Origin of the sequence: Pantoea sp. EKM10T (assembly GCF_011800685.1) — a bacterium.
In the GTDB taxonomy this organism is placed as follows: Bacteria; Pseudomonadota; Gammaproteobacteria; order Enterobacterales; family Enterobacteriaceae; genus Pantoea; species Pantoea agglomerans.
Map to the genome: position 1 here is coordinate 230,142 of NZ_JAALEU010000004.1, position 16,795 is coordinate 246,936.

The 16,795-nt window shown below is 56.4% G+C and carries 17 protein-coding genes; 4 read left to right on the forward strand and 13 right to left on the reverse strand.

All coding sequences use genetic code 11. From position 1 onward, the window contains the following. Positions 1 to 75: 75 nt before the first annotated feature. Both bamC and dapA read right to left on the reverse strand, forming a co-directional pair. Complete coding sequence (bamC, locus tag HFD95_RS10040) at positions 76 to 1,107, reverse strand: outer membrane protein assembly factor BamC (protein WP_010260005.1); 1,032 nt, start codon at positions 1,105 to 1,107, stop codon at positions 76 to 78. A 14-nt stretch (positions 1,108 to 1,121) separates the two neighbouring features. Then, a complete protein-coding gene (gene dapA / locus HFD95_RS10045; protein WP_010260008.1) occupies positions 1,122 to 2,000 on the reverse strand; it encodes a 4-hydroxy-tetrahydrodipicolinate synthase in 879 nt (292 codons plus the stop codon). A gap of 143 nt (positions 2,001 to 2,143) precedes the next feature. Here dapA and HFD95_RS10050 point away from each other — a divergent pair, with 143 nt between their 5' ends. Together HFD95_RS10050 and bcp are read left to right on the forward strand one after the other, a co-directional pair. Continuing rightward, positions 2,144 to 2,725, forward strand: coding sequence for a glycine cleavage system transcriptional repressor (locus tag HFD95_RS10050; protein ID WP_010260011.1), 582 nt, complete (start codon positions 2,144 to 2,146; stop codon positions 2,723 to 2,725). A 157-nt stretch (positions 2,726 to 2,882) separates the two neighbouring features. Next, complete coding sequence (bcp, locus tag HFD95_RS10055; protein WP_010260016.1) at positions 2,883 to 3,350, forward strand: thioredoxin-dependent thiol peroxidase; 468 nt, start codon at positions 2,883 to 2,885, stop codon at positions 3,348 to 3,350. Positions 3,351 to 3,449: 99 nt separating this feature from the next. On the opposite strand, the gene HFD95_RS10060 is transcribed toward bcp, so the two are convergent. From HFD95_RS10060 to HFD95_RS10100, 9 genes are all read right to left on the reverse strand, one after another. Continuing rightward, entirely contained in the window at positions 3,450 to 5,015 is a 1,566-nt protein-coding gene (locus HFD95_RS10060) for a sensor domain-containing diguanylate cyclase (protein WP_010260020.1), read from the reverse strand. A gap of 161 nt (positions 5,016 to 5,176) precedes the next feature. Then, positions 5,177 to 6,007: a phosphodiesterase gene (locus HFD95_RS10065; protein ID WP_167430188.1), complete on the reverse strand. Its 831-nt coding sequence runs from the start codon at positions 6,005 to 6,007 to the stop codon at positions 5,177 to 5,179. Between the two features lie 10 nt (positions 6,008 to 6,017). Then, a complete protein-coding gene (locus HFD95_RS10070; protein ID WP_010260026.1) occupies positions 6,018 to 7,001 on the reverse strand; it encodes an ABC transporter ATP-binding protein in 984 nt (327 codons plus the stop codon). After that, positions 6,998 to 7,813 carry an ABC transporter permease gene (locus HFD95_RS10075; RefSeq protein ID WP_010671345.1) on the reverse strand — a complete coding sequence of 272 codons (816 nt, stop codon included), beginning with the start codon at positions 7,811 to 7,813 and terminating at the stop codon, positions 6,998 to 7,000. The genes HFD95_RS10070 and HFD95_RS10075 overlap by 4 nt, the downstream gene beginning before the upstream one ends. Further along, on the reverse strand, positions 7,810 to 8,685 hold the full coding sequence (locus HFD95_RS10080; protein ID WP_158131455.1) for an ABC transporter permease: 876 nt from the start codon (positions 8,683 to 8,685) through the stop codon (positions 7,810 to 7,812). Before HFD95_RS10080 ends, HFD95_RS10075 begins: the two co-directional genes overlap by 4 nt. Further along, complete coding sequence (locus HFD95_RS10085) at positions 8,685 to 9,707, reverse strand: ABC transporter substrate-binding protein (protein ID WP_033769710.1); 1,023 nt, start codon at positions 9,705 to 9,707, stop codon at positions 8,685 to 8,687. Before HFD95_RS10085 ends, HFD95_RS10080 begins: the two co-directional genes overlap by 1 nt. Continuing rightward, positions 9,691 to 10,716 carry a LacI family DNA-binding transcriptional regulator gene (locus tag HFD95_RS10090; RefSeq protein ID WP_167430189.1) on the reverse strand — a complete coding sequence of 342 codons (1,026 nt, stop codon included), beginning with the start codon at positions 10,714 to 10,716 and terminating at the stop codon, positions 9,691 to 9,693. The genes HFD95_RS10085 and HFD95_RS10090 overlap by 17 nt, the downstream gene beginning before the upstream one ends. 124 nt (positions 10,717 to 10,840) lie before the next feature. Then, a complete protein-coding gene (locus tag HFD95_RS10095; protein WP_010671341.1) occupies positions 10,841 to 11,449 on the reverse strand; it encodes a DsrE family protein in 609 nt (202 codons plus the stop codon). Between the two features lie 31 nt (positions 11,450 to 11,480). After that, positions 11,481 to 12,086 (reverse strand): DsrE family protein, encoded by a 606-nt coding sequence (locus tag HFD95_RS10100; RefSeq protein ID WP_010671340.1) that lies wholly within the window; start codon positions 12,084 to 12,086, stop codon positions 11,481 to 11,483. Between the two features lie 754 nt (positions 12,087 to 12,840). Between HFD95_RS10100 and HFD95_RS10105 the strand changes: the two genes are divergently transcribed. Both HFD95_RS10105 and arsC read left to right on the forward strand, forming a co-directional pair. Continuing rightward, positions 12,841 to 14,304: a M48 family metallopeptidase gene (locus HFD95_RS10105; protein ID WP_010260049.1), complete on the forward strand. Its 1,464-nt coding sequence runs from the start codon at positions 12,841 to 12,843 to the stop codon at positions 14,302 to 14,304. 32 nt (positions 14,305 to 14,336) lie between these two features. After that, positions 14,337 to 14,678, forward strand: a complete 342-nt coding sequence (gene arsC, locus HFD95_RS10110; RefSeq protein ID WP_167430190.1) for an arsenate reductase (glutaredoxin) — start codon at positions 14,337 to 14,339, stop codon at positions 14,676 to 14,678. Here the strand turns inward: arsC and hda are convergent. Together hda and uraA are read right to left on the reverse strand one after the other, a co-directional pair. Beyond that, positions 14,675 to 15,376, reverse strand: a complete 702-nt coding sequence (gene hda / locus HFD95_RS10115) for a DnaA inactivator Hda (protein ID WP_195719715.1) — start codon at positions 15,374 to 15,376, stop codon at positions 14,675 to 14,677. The genes arsC and hda overlap by 4 nt on opposite strands. Positions 15,377 to 15,483: 107 nt before the next feature. Then, complete coding sequence (gene uraA / locus HFD95_RS10120; RefSeq protein ID WP_167430215.1) at positions 15,484 to 16,767, reverse strand: uracil permease; 1,284 nt, start codon at positions 16,765 to 16,767, stop codon at positions 15,484 to 15,486. Between the last annotated feature and the right edge of the window lie 28 nt (positions 16,768 to 16,795).

Sequence of the window (16,795 nt, forward strand, 5' to 3'; positions counted from 1 at the left end):
ATCGTTTACTTCGCCGCGCGCTATTATGCCAAAAACAAAATAAAAAGGCCGGAGAATCTCCGGCCTGGGGCAACTTTATTTGTTCAGCGCCGCCTGGAACACGGCCACCAGCGCATCGTTCTGCGACTGGGTCAGCACATGCCCTTTCGGGTCGATGAATTGCAGACTGGTGCGGTTGTCGAGATCGCCGACCTGCACTTTGTAATCACCGTTTGGTAATTCCGGATCTTTCGCACCGACTGAATCCCAGTCGCTGCTGCTCAGTGACTTGTAGGTCACCTTCATGCTGCCGGTTGAGCGGGTCGTGTCGGTCACTTCCATCCCGACGCGTTTCATTGCATCAGGCAGACGCTGCCATGCCACGTTGTATGGCGTACGCAGGATCAGCAGTGGCAGGCCGGTATCATCTGCACCGCTCTGCACATCAATGGCCCCATTCACCCGACCAGAGGCCGCGTTTTCACTCGCCGTATCAATCTTGTCCATACCGGTGCTGATGTCATTCAGCATCTGCGCGGTGTAACGCTGGATCTGCACAGGTGAGGTAATGGTTTTACCATCCTGCTGCAGCTCCAGCAGACGAACGGTTAACTGTTGCTGATAGCTCTGCGACTGCACGCTGATCTGGTAGCGACCACGATACTGCTGATCTTCATCAGCACGGTTCCACTGCACCCAGTCCGTCGTCAGCTGCTGGCCTGCGTCATTACGTGAGGCAATCGGGAATTTGTATGACTGCACCACGTTGACGACCTGCGACCAGACTGAGCCGCGGCTGTTATCAATCATCAGCGCGCCGGTATTGTTGCTGAACTGTGCGCGGGTGCCGTTCATCAGCGCCAGCGGCTGGGCTGGCGGACGGATGTCGAGCTGCTTGCCGGTGGGTGCCTGACTGGTCGTGCGCGGCACGTCGAAATCACCACGCTGCACCGGCAGGATCATTCCGGCAGGCGCTTTCAGTTCATTTAACTGACTGGCTTCAAGATAAGATTCGTCACCGCTGACCTGGCGCTTATAACGCTGATCGCTTGAACAGGCCGACAACAGCATCAGGGTAGAAAGCCCCACCACTGTGGCTACTGTTGACCGCTTTACTGAGTAATTCATTCAAACTCCCTAAATTATCGCAAACCCGCTTTCACCAGCGCCTGCTCCACTTTCGGCTGGCCGGCTGCAGTCAGTGGCGTCATTGGCAGACGCAGCGTGTCGTTAGCGATTAATCCTAGCTGTTTCGCAGCCCATTTCACCGGGATAGGATTGGGTTCACAGAAAAGCGTCTGGTGCAGATGCATCAGACGCTGATTCAGGCGGCGTGCCTCGACGAAATTGCCCTGCTGTGCGAGTTGACACAGTTCGACCATTTCGCGCGCAGCCACGTTGGCCGTCACCGAAATGACGCCTTTGCCGCCCAGTTGCATAAAGTCCAGCGCAGTCGCGTCATCGCCACTCACCAGAATGAAATCTTCATTAACCAGCTCTTGGATCTGACTAACCCGCGATAAGTTCCCGGTTGCCTCTTTGATTCCGATAATATTTTTGATTTCGGCCAGGCGGGCAACGGTTTCCGGCAGCATGTCACAACCGGTACGCGAGGGAACGTTATACAGCATCTGTGGCAGGCTGGTGCTATTCGCAATCGCTTTAAAGTGCTGGAACAGCCCTTCCTGCGTCGGACGGTTGTAATATGGGGTCACGGTCAGGCAACCCACAACGCCGGAATTTTCAAAACGCTTAGTCAGAGAGATGCCTTCAGCGGTGGCGTTTGCCCCGGTTCCGGCAATCACCGGAATACGGCCATCGGCCAGCTCCAGGGTCAGCATCACCACATCACCATGTTCTTCATGGCTCAGGGTAGCAGATTCGCCTGTGGTGCCGACGGAAACGATCGCCGCGGTGCCGCTGGCGACGTGATAATCAATCAGTTTTTTCAGACTCGACCGGCAGACATTACCGCTGTCATCCATTGGCGTAACGAGTGCAACAATACTTCCCGTAAACATTGGCGATCCCCTCGACAAACAAGTGCTTCATGGTACGTTTTACACTTAGGGAAAAGCAAGCCAGCCACGCCATTCCCGCGCTTGTCAGCAGTTTTTTTTATGTTTACCTTATGGTTATTAGCGAAAGCAGAGGAAAAGCCATTTTGCCGCAATCTCAGCCCCATCATCTGGTGATCACCGCGCTCGGTGTTGACCGTCCGGGTATCGTCAACACCATTACCCGACACGTCAGCAGCTGCGGTTGCAATATTGAAGATAGCCGTCTTGCCATGCTTGGGGATGAGTTCACCTTTATCATGCTGCTGTCGGGCAGCTGGAACGCGATCACACTGATTGAATCGACCCTGCCACTGAAAGGGGCAGAACTCGAACTGCTGATCGTCATGAAGCGCACCAATGCCCGGCTCCGTCCGCCGATGCCCGATACCGCGTTCATTCAGGTTGAGGTGGCTGATTCGCCGCATATTATTGAACGCTTTACCGATCTTATCGATAAGCATCAGATGAATGTGGCCGAACTGGTTTCGCGCATTACGCCAGCGCAACACAATTTGCCCCCTACGCTCTATATTCAAATGACCGCTCACAGTCCGACGCGAACCAGTGGCACCCCGTTTGAGCAGGCGTTTAATACCCTGTGTCAGGAGCTGAATGCTCAGGGAACGCTGCGCCTTTACAGTGTGTCAGATGCCGACAGCAGCGAATCTGTCAGCGCGGTACGCTAAGCTTTGGTCAATTAACCGGAGTTATTTCTCCACATTACTGCCACTGAAAGGTGACCGGCTATGTGGTGAAATACCCCCTGATGGTAATTTTCCCTCTGGCCGTTTCTGACCGGATGGTGTATTACCCACAGCCTGAATAAGAAAATGGAGAGATGTAATGAATCCACTGAAAGCCGGAGATACTGCACCCGCATTTAGCCTGCCCGATCAGGACGGCGAACACGTGAATCTGACCGACTTCCAGGGACAGCGCGTTCTGGTGTACTTTTACCCGAAAGCGATGACACCAGGCTGCACCGTGCAGGCGTGCGGTCTGCGTGACAACATGGATGAGTTGAAAAAAGCGGGTGTGGAAGTGCTGGGCATCAGCACCGACAAACCGGAAAAACTGTCAAAGTTTGTCGAAAAAGAGCTGCTGAACTTTACCCTGCTCTCCGATGAAAACCATGAAGTCTGCCAGGCGTTTGGCGTCTGGGGTGAAAAAACGTTTATGGGGAAAACCTATGACGGCATTCATCGCATCAGCTTCCTGATAGATGCTGAGGGCAGGATCGAAAAAGTGTTTGATAACTTCAAGACCTCGAATCACCACGACATGGTGCTGGATTACGTCAAGTCAGCCTGATGTTGAGGGGCGCGGTAGCCTTAACGCCGCGCCCTGCTTAGCTTCCCCTTCCCCACCCATTTTTATCCTGCCGTTGCGAAACACTGTGAGTTAACGCGATTACGCGGCGGCCACGATAACGCAGTTGCGCCCGGCATTTTTCGCTTCATAGAGCGCCGCATCCGCCTGTTTTAAACTGCCTTCCAGCCCGACATCCTGCGAACCATTCCAGGCCGCGACGCCGATAGACAAGGTAATGCGTCCCACGTCGGTGAGCCAGGCTTCTGCAATACCCAGTCGCACGCGCTCGGCGATAATCTGCGCCTCATCCAGCGCCGTTCCCGGCAGCAGCATCAGAAACTCCTCTCCGCCGTTGCGGCACACCACATCAGACTGACGGGCGCTGGCACGCAGCGTGCTCGCTACCTGCTGAATCACCCGGTCGCCCACATCGTGGCCCCAGCTATCGTTGACGTTTTTAAAGTGATCGATATCCAGCGCCAGCACCGAGAAAGGCTGACGTAGCGTACGGTAGTACTCCAGTACCGCATTAAGACCACGCCGATTCAGCAACTGAGTCAGGGGGTCGGTCTGGGCTTCCGAACTCAGACGACCGATTTTGTCCTGCACCAGTCCGATGCCGGTGAGCAGCGCGCGCTTGACCTGCGCCGCCTCAAAATACCAGGCACTGATGCCGCCAATCTCTTTTGATACGCCCTGCGCATCCATACGGCTGGCTTTGCGGGCCAGCTGGAACAGTGGTCGGGCAATCAGCCGTGCCAGCCCTAACGCAACCAGCAGGGTCAGCAGCGCGAACGGCACCGAGTTTTTCAGGACTTTCATTAACAGGCCTGAAAGCGGGTTCAGCGTGACGTTAATCGGCTTCAGCGCCACCACCGTCCAGCCGGTGGTCGGCACGACGGCATAGCCCGCCAGCTGCGTCGACTCACCTGCACCCGCAAGCATCAGCGAGCCATTGGTCTGCTCGTCACGCGGACTGACGATGGCGGGCAGAACTTTACCAATCAGCTGACGATTCTGGTGATACAACACCTCATTATTACTGTCGAGCACATAGACCGTAGTGCCATCACGGTAGAATTGTTCACCCAGTAGCGCATTCAGAATGCTTTTTTTCTTCAGATAGATCGTGCCGCCGATGTAGCCCAGATAGTCGCCATCGGGACTCCAGATTGGCCAGGAGACAAACACCAGCAGATTATTGGCTGCAGAAAGGGTCGGTTTACTGATGATCGGCTGCCGCAGCGTCAGCGCTTCGCGGGAGGCGTCGCTGGTGACACGCATCCCTTTCAGCGTCAGGGATTCGGGCGAGATCGCTTTGATCGCGCCCTGCTCATCCACCACGGCAACCGAGTTGAAACTGGTAGTCTGCTCACGCAGACGATTGACTTCGCTATTCAGCAGCCCTTCATTATTAAAGTCACGGCTTAGCTGATTGGCGCTGTAGTGCAACTGTGACTGCGCCAGCTGGAAGAAAATTTCACTGGTTGAGGCCAGCTTGGCGGCATAGGCCCGGTTAGCCTCAAGCGTGGTGTCAATCAGCACCTGGCGCTGCACCCGCCAGGTGGCGTAGAGCGTATTCGCGAGCGTGATAACAATGCTGACAATCACCAGCAGGGCGATCAGATTGCGCAAGTCGGCCTTGGGCCGAAAGAGCTTTAACATGGCGTCGCCGCCCCGGAGAAGAGTGTCATGTCGTGAATGCCTGATTATTTTTTTAATGTGTGCCAGAAGCCCTGATAGCCGGGCTTAAGTCTACACTGTGTCGGCATTTTTGAGCAGCATTAAGACAAATATCACCCCGCTTAATACAGATTTAGCTGGCACTAATCGATTAACCCCTGACTATCGTAAAATGGCCAGGGTCCCGAAAAGTGGCCAATCGCGCACTGATGCGTGACCATTCCCTGCATTGGCTGCCAGCAATGGAGCAAAAAGCCGGGCGGCTCCAGAATAAAGTGAGCCGGCCCCTCCGGGTGCAGATCCAGAGCCACCTGATGCGACACGCCGGGTGCGACACAGGCCAGGGTTCCGGCAAAGCGGGTCTGCAGGCTGCGATGCAGATGACCACAAAGCACCCGCTCAACCTGCGGATGGCGGACAATGATCGCCTCAAGTGCCTCAGGATGGCGTAACCGTTGCCGATCCATATGCGCAATGCCACAGGCAAAAGGGGGATGATGCAGCATCACCAGCGTGGGCTGATCCGCGGCCTCGCGCAGTGCCTGATCCAGCCATTGCAACTGCTGCTCATCCACCTCCCCCCACGGCTGTTGCGGTACGCTGGAGTCCAGGGCCAGCAGCCTGACGCCGCCCACGCTAAGCTGCCAGTTCAGGGTCGGCCCCGCCTGCAGGTAGGTGTGATCCGGGAAGGCAGCACGCAGTGCCTCGCGATCGTCGTGATTGCCCGCCATCAGATAAAAGGGCAACTGGAGGCGCTGCAGGGCTTCGCGCAGCGACTGGTACTCTTCCGGCCTGCCAAAATCGACCAGGTCGCCGGTAATCACCACCACATCGGGGCGCGGCTGCAGCGCGTTAAGGGTATCGATAACCTGCAGTAAAGCGGCATGGGTATCGACCTGTTTATAAGAGAGACGACCAAAAGCCTTGATATGCAGATCGCTGATTTGCGCGATGACCGTGGGTTGAACAGACACAACAGACTCCTTAGCAACTAAATTCCAGCGCGGCCTGGCGGGTCAGCGACCAGCTGATGCGCTGTCCCGCCTGCCAGATTTCGCGGGCATGACGCTCGACCTGAATGGGGTTATCCAGCCCGATATCGATCAGTAAGCGCTGCGAGGCGCCAAGAAACGTACTGCCCACCACCACACCGCGCTGGGCATAGCGGGTGTCGTCGGCCAGCAGCACATCTTCCGGGCGGCAAAAACGCAGGGGATGACCGTCGGGATCGTGCGCAATGCAGTTTATGGCGCCCACAAAATCCGCTACAAAGCGGGAGGCCGGGCGCTGATAAATTCCCTGAGGAGTATCGAGCTGCACCAGACGGCCCTGCTCCATCACCGCGATGCGATCGCCCAGCGCCATCGCCTCCTGCTGATCGTGGGTGACGTAAACCGCAGTGATCGCCAGCCGCTTGAGCAGCGCGCCGATCTCCAGCCGCAGCCGATCGCGCAGCCTGGCGTCAAGCGCTGCCAGCGGCTCATCGAACAACAGAACTTTAGGCCGGGCAGCCAGCGCACGTGCCAGCGCCACCCGCTGCTTCTGCCCGCCGGACAATTTATCAATCGCCCGGTGAGACAGATGTGTCAGGTCAACCAGTGCCAGCATCTCCGCGACCCGCGCATCACGCTCGGCACGTGGCACGCCCTGTACCTTCAGACCATAGGCGACGTTCTGCGCCACGTTGAGCGTCGGGAACAGCGCGTAGTTCTGAAACACCATGCCAACGTTGCGTTTCTCAATCGGCAGCGCGGTGACGTTACGCTTGTCAAACCAGATCTCTCCCGGAGGATCGCTGCTATCCAGACCGCTGATAATACGCAGCAGCGTGGTTTTGCCACAGCCTGACGGCCCCAGCAATACCAGTGTTTCACCGGCGTGAACCTGCAGGTCGAGCGGATGCAGCGCGACCTGCTGATTAAAGCGACGCGAGCAGTGGCGCAGCGTCACGTTGACGGCCTCATTCATACGGTTTCCTCTCTCTGCTGCCGCGAAGATTGCCGTTCCAGCCAGTGATTACAGGCGTTGAGCAACAGCAGCAGCGGTAAAATCATCATAATAAAGATTAGGGTATAGGCGGACCCGACTTCCAGCCGCATCGAGGTGTAGCTGTCGGCCAGACCGACCGGCAGGGTTTTGGTCAGTGGCGTGTGCAGCATCCAGGTAATGTTGAACTCCCCCACCGACAGGGTGATCACCATAAATGCGCCCGCCAGAATGCCGTTGCGGCAGTTCGGGACGACCACGGTAAAGAAGCGGCGCCAGAAGCCCGCCCCCAGGCTGGCGGCGGCTTCTTCAAGGCGCGGCAGATCAATGGCCTGCATCACCGACAGCACCGGTCGGATCATAAAGGGCAAGGTAAAGAGCACATGGCCGATCAGGATGAAGAGCCAGCTGTCGCGCAACGCGCTGAACTGACCATAAAGCAGAATGATGCCCAGTGCGGTGGCCAGGCCCGGCAATGCGACTGGCAGCATCAGGCACTCCTCAATGCGGCTGGCCCAGCGTGACGGTGATTTCAGTAAGCCCCAGGCGGCTGGCACGCCAGCAATAACCGTCACCGCCAGACAACTCACAGCGATCAGCAGCGACAGCCAGAAGGTGTCGGCATACATCTGCCACACCTGTTCCACCCACTTCAGCGTCAGGCCGCTGCGCAGGCCAGTGAAATAGTTCTGCGTGACGCCCGCCAGCATCGAGAGCACAACCGGCACAATCATAAACAGCGCGGTGAGGCTGGTGATCACCACCTGCAGCCAGAACAGCCCCCGGCGTTTCATGCCTTCTCCTTACGGCGGGCAACCAGTCCGTTCGCCAGCATCAGCGCCAGCCAGGCCACCGCCCCCATCACCACCGAAAGTGCCGCTGCGGTGGCAAAGTTGGCGTAATTAGTGAACTCACCATAAATGGTCAGCGGCAGCACCGCGAGCTCTGTGCCAAGGGTAAATGCGGTGCCAAAGGCGCCCATGCTGGTGGCGAAACAGAGCGCGCCGCAGGAGAGCAGCGCCGGTTTCAGCCCAGGAATGATGACGTCAATGATGATGCGCCACTGGCTGGCACCCAGCGATCGGGCGGCCTCTTCCAGCGAACGGTCCAGCTTTTCACTGGCCGCCACCAGCGTCACGATGGCGCGCGGCAGCGAAAAATAGAGATAGCCAATAAATAAGCCGCTAAGCGAATAGGCCAGGATCCAGCGCTCATGAAACAGGCTGAGACTGAGTTGCGCCAGGACACCCTGACGCCCCGCCAGCATGACCATCAGAAATCCCACCACCACGCCCGGAAAGGCCAGCGGAAAGGTCAGCAGCGCCAGCAGCGTGCCTCGCCCGGTAAAGCGCTGCCGTGCCAGAAAGCAGCCGACCACCGCAGCAATCAGCAGCGTCACCAGCGTGACCGCCGCCGAGAGCAGCACGGTATTCAGCAGGCTTTGCAGATATTGCGGCTGGCTGATTACCGTCCAGTAGCCGCTGTGGTGAGTCGTGCGATCCTCCGTCATACCGATCTGCAACAGACGAGCAAACGGCAACAGCCAGAAGGCAGCAAAGAACAGCAGCGCAGGCAGCAGCATCCACGGCCAGTTTGCCCCCAGCGGCCGAAGGCGGTGGCGAACTGAGTCGCCAGCAGCAAACGGATTGATCTCTGAGAGTGACATCAGCGGATCTCGCTCAGATAACGGGCGGAGAAGCTCTTCTGCGCGTCGGCCATTTGCTGATAATCAACCGTGTGAGCGCGCGCATAGTCGCTGTCAGGCAGAAAATATTTCTTCGCTTCGGGTGACATCGCCCCCGCCCGGACCGGACGCAGCCAGGCATTAGCCCAGATCGCCTGACCGGCATCTGACAGCACGAAATCGATCACTTTCTTACCGTTGGCCGGATGCGGCGCATTTTTCACCAGGCTGATGACGTAAGGCACCGTGACCGTCCCCTCGCTGGGGATCACAAATTCCACATTGGCGTGATCTTTGTAGCGGGCGCGATAGGCGTTGAAGTCGTAGTCGATCAGAATCGGGATTTCGCCTGAAATCAGCCGGGCATAGGCGGTCTGCTTAGGCACAATCGGCTGGTTGCGTTGCAGCGCTTTGAACCAGTTGATGGCCGGGGTGAAGTCATGAAGACTGCCGCCTTTCGCCTGGTTCACCGCGACGGCTGCAACGTAGCCCACAAAGGCGCTGGCCGGATCAAGATAACCCACCATGCCTTTATATTCCGGCTTCAGCAGATCATCCCAGGAACGCGGCACCGGCGCGCCACCCAGCGCATCAACATTGACCATAAAACCCATGGTACCGGAGTGCAGCGCTACCCACTTGCCAGCAGGATCTTTCATGCCTGCCGGGATCTGATCCCAGTTTGCCGGTTTGTAAGCGCTGACCACGTCTGCACTGACTGCCTGAATGCCGAAGCTGACGCCGTAATAGACCACGTCGGCGACCGGATTGCTTTTCTCGGCGACCAGCTGCGCCAGCGCCTGACCCGAATTTTTATTGTCCTGCGGCACATGAATGCCCGTCGTTTTTTCGATCGCCTGGAGCTGTGTCGCCCAGTCGGCCCACTCTGGCGGGCAGTTGTAGCAGATAGCATTTTCAGCCGCCTGCGCCCACGATGAGGCAAGCGTGCATCCGGCCAGCAGCGCAGCGCTGGCGATAGGTTTGAAGTTAACGGTGAGTGACATGATGTTTCCCTGAAAAAGAGCCATGAAATGCCGGGGCGACACTCTCCCCGAGACGTAAATGATGAGCCAGCAGATGGGTTTTACCGCCGACGGGATTCAGAAGCAGGTCAATGGCGCGCGCGCCCATTAGCGCAATCGGCTGCACCACGCTGGCCAGTGAAGGTGAAAGCTGTTCGCCCAGCTCAATGCCATCGAAGCCGACCACGGAGAGCTGATTCGGAACGCTGACGCCGGCACGCGCAGCGGCGCCCAGCAGGCTGATAGCCAGCAGATCGTTACTGCAAATCACCGCCGTCAGCGGCGAAGGTGCATTAATCAGCGGCAGCAACAGATGGAAATCGGACTGGATATGGCTGGGCATCTCAATCATCGCCTGCGGCGTCAGACCGGCCTGCTGCATGGCATCGCAGTAGCCGAGATAGCGCAGACGGGCGCGGTCAGATTGCTGCATAGGGCCCGCAGCCATCACGATGTGGCGGTGGCCCAGTGACACCAGATGGGCGGTCGCTTCGGCAATGGCTTTGCGGTTATCTACGCACAGCGCGGGCCATTCGTGCTGTTGCGGTACGTTGTGGGTCAGCACGAAGGGCATCTTCGCCGCCGCCAGTGTCGGCAGCAGCGCACTGCTGTCGGCATCTGCCACCGTCAGTACCAGACCGGCGACACGCTGGTGCAGCATATGTTCGACAATGGCCGCTTCCCGCTCAGCCTGATAATCACTGGTTGCTACCAGCAGCCCATATCCCGCCAGACGAGCCTGCTGCTCCATCGCCTGTAATTGCATGGCAAAAACCGGATTGAGCAGTGAAGGCAACAGGACGCCAAGCGTGGTGGAGTGCTGGGTGCGGAGCTGACGGGCAATATGATTCGGGCGGAAACCGATCTGTTCCGAGGCGGCAAGCACCTTTTGCAGCGTGCCCGGTTTTAGCAGATGAGGGTCAGAAAAGGCGCGCGCAGCGGTTGCGCGGGAGACCCCTGCCAGTCTGGCTACGCTGATTAAATCGGTCATGACTGCCTCGTTTATTGTCGATGAGATCGATCTCATTGCGACAACACTAGCGGCGTTCTATGACAGGGGCATCACAGCAATTTGACGGGCAGATGACAGCGGCAGTGACGCCGCTGTGGGGGAATTAAAGCATCAGGAAGGCGTAACCGCTGTTTTCCAGGGTCGCAACGGTGGTGCCGCTGGAGATAGTGTGAGTGACCATCGGGTCGATCCAGTTGCGCTCAAGCTGATGAAACGCCACTGACTGATCGCAGATAGTGACCTGAACGCCCGCTTTTTTCAGCTCGCTGATCAGCTTCAGGTTCGGGTTATCGACGCCGTAGGCTTTGCTGAACTGGTCATTATTCAGCGCTGATGAAACCGCGTCGCCGTTAATTGACACCACAAATTTCAGCTGGTCGAGTGGCACACCTGCCGCATAATAGAGGTTGGTGACGCGCGCTACGCGCTCCAGACCGAGATTCGGCTTACGAATATCCCCTTCACTGCGGTTGATCTGGAATACTATTTTATTACTCAGGCCAGCTGTCGTGCCGGGTTTAAATGCAGGCGTATCGACATAATGTATTTTTCCGTAGCCTTCAATCGCTGGCGTACTCCAGAAATCAGCAGGTTCGGATTTATTATCCGCCATTTTTCCGCTGACCTTATCGAATAATTCCGGCAACTGTAAAACATTGCCTCCGATAAATCCCGCTACGGCTGCCATCACCACTAAAGCTGCTGGACGCATTAACTCTTCTCCCGATCGTTTAAAACATTAATTACATTGCCAGCCACGCGTATCCCTGGTTTTGCAGGGTTGATACGGTGGTCGGACTGGAAAGCGCATGGACTACAGATTTATCAATCCAGTTATTGGGATAGTGATGGAATGCCACGGACTGATCGCAGACCGAGACTTTCACTCCCGCCTGATTCAGCTCATTAATCAGCTTCAGGTTTGGATTTTCGATGCCATAAAACTTTTTAAAATGGGCGTTATCCAGCATGGCGGGCGTCGCATCGCCGGTGACCGAAACGACAAACTTCAGCTGATCGGCCGGAATGCCGGAGGCGATATATAAATTCACCACGCGCGCCACACGCTCCAGTCCCAGATTGGGCGCGGTCATCGCGCCATCGCTTCGGGTAATCTGGAAAACAATTTTATTGCTCAGGCCCGCCACCGGTTTAAACGCGGCGTCGGGCTCATAATGAATTTTGCCGTAACCTTCAATCGCTGGTGTGCTCCAGAATCCCGGAGCTTCCTGTGGCTCGGTTGCAAAATGGCGTGTCACTTTGTCATAAATCTCGCCACTCTGTGTGACAGCCGCGCCAACGACTCCGCCAATAATGGCGATTAACGCGTATGAAACAACTGAACGCATAACACTTCTCTCCGGCAAATAATGGCTGGCAGATTCAGGACTGAATCAGGTCGGCTATCTATATCACAGCGCAGGCATAATTCTCGCCTGCGTAAATTCAGGTCAGCGCGCGGCTGATAACCGCTGAAATTATTCACCTTCCGTATTAATCGAAAAGTTTCATTATGAGGAAAAAAAGTTCTTAATCAGAATGGACCTGACTCTTTGTGCTCTTTTCACTTCCTGTGACATTAACAGCAATAAATAACAGCCAGGCGTAGCTGGAATAAGCAGGATAAAGGCGGGAGCTACGATTTAATTTATCAATGGCGAAGAGGAGATTCACGGCTCAGAGAGGGCTATTTTTTCAGAGTAGACCTGGAAAAACTCATGCCATAGTCAGTTTTTTTGAGTGAATTTACATAACTTTAAAAAAATCCGCTCACAGGCTAAATCTGCGCGGCAGCAGATTCTGCTTTATTCTGCCGAAGCGCATTGGGAATAAATGAATAAGGCGTTACTTAACCGCTCACAAACCCGGCGATACTCCGCCGGTTTTTATTCGTTTAACCGCGGTTTAAGTTGGCAGGATGTTCAGTTTTTTTCGTCAAAATGGGTGATCTTGCACAAATTACGTCGGTCGTTTGCCAGAAAACGACATTTCATTCTTTTGATGCTCTGGTTAAGATAGTCACGAACCGTCGTTATCTGCGAAAAATGGAACATTCCCGCTGCGCACCTGTCCATTTTCAGGGCCTCTCTACAGGATTAAGGCATGTTGAACCGGTTAAAGAAAACGCTGATCGCCGCGCTCCTTCCGACGCTCATTTTCACTACTCTGTCACCTGCTTACGCCGATGTCAGTGATTCACTTCCCGATATTGGCACTACGGCCGGTTCGACGCTGTCGATTAATCAGGAACTGCAGATGGGCGACTTTTATGTGCGCCAGCTGCGTGCCAGTGCGCCGCTGATCAACGATCCGCTGCTTAATCAGTATATTAATCAGCTGGGTCAGCGACTGGTGTCGCACGCCGACTCAGTGAAAACCCCGTTCCACTTCTTTCTGATTCAGAACGATGAGCTTAACGCCTTTGCCTTTTTTGGTGGCAACGTGGTGCTGCACTCAGCGCTGTTCCGCTATACCGAAAATGAAAGCCAGCTGGCATCAGTAATGGCGCATGAGATCTCACACGTTACCCAGCGCCATCTGGCGCGCGCAATGGAAGATCAGAAGCGCAATGCGCCACTGACATGGGTCGGTGCGCTGGGCTCTATTCTGCTGGCGATGGCCAATCCGCAGGCGGGCATGGCAGCACTGACCGGCACTCTGGCGGGAACTCAGCAGGGGATTATCAGTTTTACCCAGGGTAATGAGCAGGAAGCTGACCGCATCGGAATTCAGGTACTGCAGCGCGCCGGGTTTGATCCCCAGGCGATGCCGAACTTTTTACAGAAGCTGGCCGATCAGAGCCGCTTCTCCTCGAAGCCACCTGAAATTCTGCTGACGCATCCCCTGCCCGACAGCCGTCTGGCGGATGCCCGCAACCGCGCTAACCAGATGCGGCCGGTGGTGGTGCAATCTACAGAAGATTTCTATCTGGCAAAGGTGCGTTCACTGGGCATGTACTCCACCGGGCGTAATCAGCTCACCGACGAACTGCTGAGCCAGTATGCCAGCGGCAATTCTCGTGAGCAGCTGGCGTCACAATATGGCAAAGCCATACAGTTTTTGCAGGCGAAAAGCTTTGCCGATGCGAAGCGGATTATGACGCCGCTGCTGGCGAAACAGCCGAATAACGTCTGGTTCCTGGATCTTATGTCGGACATCGATATCGGCCTGAATCAGCCACAACAGGCGATCGCCCTGCTCAGCGCCGCCACCAGTGCAAAAAACAGCCCGGTGGTGCAGCTCAACCTGGCCAATGCCTACGTTGAAGCGAAACAGTATGCCAACGCCAGCCGCATTCTGAATCGCTACACCTGGGCTAATAAAGATGATCCCAACGGCTGGGATTTGCTGGCCCAGGCGTCTGCACAGCAGGGACTGAATGATGAAGAGTTATCGGCGCGGGCAGAGAGTCTGGCGCTGAATGGCCAGCTCGATCAGGCGATCACCGCGCTTGGCAGCGCCAGCGCACAGGTGCCGCTCGGCAGCCTGAAACAGGCGCGCTACGATGCCCGTATCGATCAGCTGCGCCAGTTACAACAGCGCTTTAAGCAATATCAGAAAGGCTGAGCATTCACGCTGCGAATAGAGGAGAGTCTGAGATGGTGACGATTTACCACAACCCGCGCTGCAGCAAGAGCCGCGAGACGCTGGCGCTGCTGAACGCCCGCGGGATAGAGCCGGACGTGGTGCTCTATCTGCAAACGCCGCCCGATCGCGAGACACTGCAAATCCTGTTACAGAAACTGGGAATGCAGAGCGCACAGCAGTTGATGCGGACTAAAGAGGCGATCTATAGCGAACTGGCACTCAGCGACAAAAGCGAAAGTGCACTGCTGGATGCGCTGGTGGAACATCCGGTGCTGATTGAAAGGCCGATAGTGATCAATGGCGACAAGGCGCGGATCGGGCGTCCGCCCGAAGCGGTGCTCGACCTGTTTTAAAGGCCGAGTGTCTCTTTCACAAACGGAATGGTGAGTTTACGCTGGGCGCTGATCGAGGCGCGATCAAGCCGATCCAGCGTATCAAACAGGGTGCGCATTTCACGATCCAGTCGCTTCAGCAGGAAGCGCCCCACATCTTCCGGCAGCTCAAATCCGCGTAACCCGGCGCGCAGTTGCAGCGCCTGTAATTTGTCTTCGTCGGAGAGAGGCTGCAGGCGATAGATCTGCCCCCAGTCCAGCCGCGAGGCGAGATCGGGCAATTGCAGATTAAGCTGGCGTGGCGGACGATCGCCGGTAATAAACAGGCGCGTATTGCCGGTTTCCAGAATACGGTTATAGAGATCGAAGATCGCCATTTCCCATTCAGGCTCGCCTGCAATGCACTCGATGTTATCGATGCAGACCAGTGACAGCTGCTCCATCCCTTCCAGTACTTCCGGTACAAACCAGGTGCGTTTATCCAGCGGAACGTAACCGACCGCTTCGCTGCGCGCTGACATCTCGGCGCACGCGGCGTGCAGCAAATGGCTCCGCCCTCCGCCTTCGCGTGACCAGAAGTAGAGATAGCTGCCATGTTGTTGGTTGAGAGCGCCTTTCAGCGCGGCAATCAGCGACGGGTTTTCCCCCGGCCAGAAGCTGGAGAAGGTTTCATCGTCAGGTAAATAGAGTGGCAATGACAATTGTGCCGGCGTGTTCAGAAGCACCTCAGCAAGAGAACAAGCAAAAAATCGGGGGAAGTCTAACACAGTTTTCAGAAAGAGATGAATGGGGCGTCCCTGCCCCGATCCTGTCAGGCTTGCTGCGATCACGGCTCGCGCGATTCTTCAGCCTCCAGTACCACTTCTTCCGGACGCAGCAGTGAGATCACACGGAAGATCAGCGCTAATCCAACCCCTACGATTGTCGCCAGCGCCATGCCTTTCAGCTCCGCAGCACCGATATGCACCTTCGCACCGCTGACGCCGATGATCAGGATCACCGAGGTCAGGATCAGATTTTGCGCTTTGTTGTAATCGACTTTGGACTCGATCAACACCCGAATACCGGATGCGCCGATCACGCCATACAGCAGCAGCGACACGCCGCCCATTACCGGTACCGGGATCGCCTGGATCACCGCCGCCAGTTTGCCGACACAGGAGAGCAGGATCGCCAGAATCGCCGCGCCGCCAATCACCCAGGTACTGTAGACGCGGGTAATTGCCATCACACCGATGTTTTCGCCGTAGGTGGTGTTAGGCGTTGAACCAAAGAAGCCGGAGATGACCGTTGATAAGCCGTTGGCGAACATCGAACGATGCAGGCCAGGGTCGCGAATCAGATCTTTCTTTACGATGTTGGCGGTGACCACCAGATGACCGATATGCTCGGCAATCACCACCAGCGCCGCAGGCAGGATCGTCAGCATCGCCACCCACTCAAAGCGCGGGGTATAGAAAGTTGGCAGCGCAAACCAGGGTGCTTTGATCACGCCGCTCCAGTCAACAATGCCCATAAATGCAGAGAGCAGATAACCCGCTACCACCCCGACCAGAATCGGGATGATCGCCAGGAAGCCACGAAACAGCACGGAACCGAATACCGTCACTGCCAGCGTGACCAGCGAAATCAGCACGGTTGTTCTGTCGGGCGCACTGCCTTCCGCGGGCAGCAAACCCGCCATATTAGCGGCTACCCCTGCCAGCTCCAGACCGATGACGGCGACAATCGCGCCCATCGCCGCCGGGGGAAACATCACATCGAGCCAGCCGGTGCCCGCGCGTTTGACAATCAGCGCCACCAGACAGAACAGCACGCCGCACAGGATAAATCCGCCCAGCGCGACCTCATACCCCAGCGGCAGCAATAGCAGTACTGGCGAGATAAAGGCAAAACTGGAACCGAGGTAAGCGGGAATTTTGCCTTTACAGATAAAGAGGTAGATCAGCGTGCCTACGCCGTTAAATAACAGCACCGTCGCCGGGTTGATGTGGAACAGAATCGGTACCAGTACCGTGGCACCAAACATGGCGAACAGGTGTTGCAGGCTGAGTGGAATGGTTTGCAGTAACGGCGGTCGTTCACTGACGCCAATGGCGCGACGAGTCATCATTTATCCCCTTGTGTTATTTATCCCC

What these genes read in the sequence shown, in the direction of transcription:
- HFD95_RS10095 (WP_010671341.1), bottom strand. Translation starts at nt 11,449, where the DNA reads ATGCGTCCAGCAGCTTTAGTGGTGATGGCAGCCGTAGCGGGATTTATC.
- HFD95_RS10090 (WP_167430189.1), bottom strand. Translation starts at nt 10,716, where the DNA reads ATGACCGATTTAATCAGCGTAGCCAGACTGGCAGGGGTCTCCCGCGCA.
- HFD95_RS10070 (WP_010260026.1), bottom strand. Translation starts at nt 7,001, where the DNA reads ATGAATGAGGCCGTCAACGTGACGCTGCGCCACTGCTCGCGTCGCTTT.
- arsC (WP_167430190.1), top strand. Translation starts at nt 14,337, where the DNA reads ATGGTGACGATTTACCACAACCCGCGCTGCAGCAAGAGCCGCGAGACG.
- HFD95_RS10100 (WP_010671340.1), bottom strand. Translation starts at nt 12,086, where the DNA reads ATGCGTTCAGTTGTTTCATACGCGTTAATCGCCATTATTGGCGGAGTC.
- HFD95_RS10085 (WP_033769710.1), bottom strand. Translation starts at nt 9,707, where the DNA reads ATGTCACTCACCGTTAACTTCAAACCTATCGCCAGCGCTGCGCTGCTG.
- HFD95_RS10080 (WP_158131455.1), bottom strand. Translation starts at nt 8,685, where the DNA reads ATGTCACTCTCAGAGATCAATCCGTTTGCTGCTGGCGACTCAGTTCGC.
- HFD95_RS10075 (WP_010671345.1), bottom strand. Translation starts at nt 7,813, where the DNA reads ATGAAACGCCGGGGGCTGTTCTGGCTGCAGGTGGTGATCACCAGCCTC.
- bcp (WP_010260016.1), top strand. Translation starts at nt 2,883, where the DNA reads ATGAATCCACTGAAAGCCGGAGATACTGCACCCGCATTTAGCCTGCCC.
- uraA (WP_167430215.1), bottom strand. Translation starts at nt 16,767, where the DNA reads ATGACTCGTCGCGCCATTGGCGTCAGTGAACGACCGCCGTTACTGCAA.
- HFD95_RS10060 (WP_010260020.1), bottom strand. Translation starts at nt 5,015, where the DNA reads ATGTTAAAGCTCTTTCGGCCCAAGGCCGACTTGCGCAATCTGATCGCC.
- bamC (WP_010260005.1), bottom strand. Translation starts at nt 1,107, where the DNA reads ATGAATTACTCAGTAAAGCGGTCAACAGTAGCCACAGTGGTGGGGCTT.
- dapA (WP_010260008.1), bottom strand. Translation starts at nt 2,000, where the DNA reads ATGTTTACGGGAAGTATTGTTGCACTCGTTACGCCAATGGATGACAGC.
- HFD95_RS10105 (WP_010260049.1), top strand. Translation starts at nt 12,841, where the DNA reads ATGTTGAACCGGTTAAAGAAAACGCTGATCGCCGCGCTCCTTCCGACG.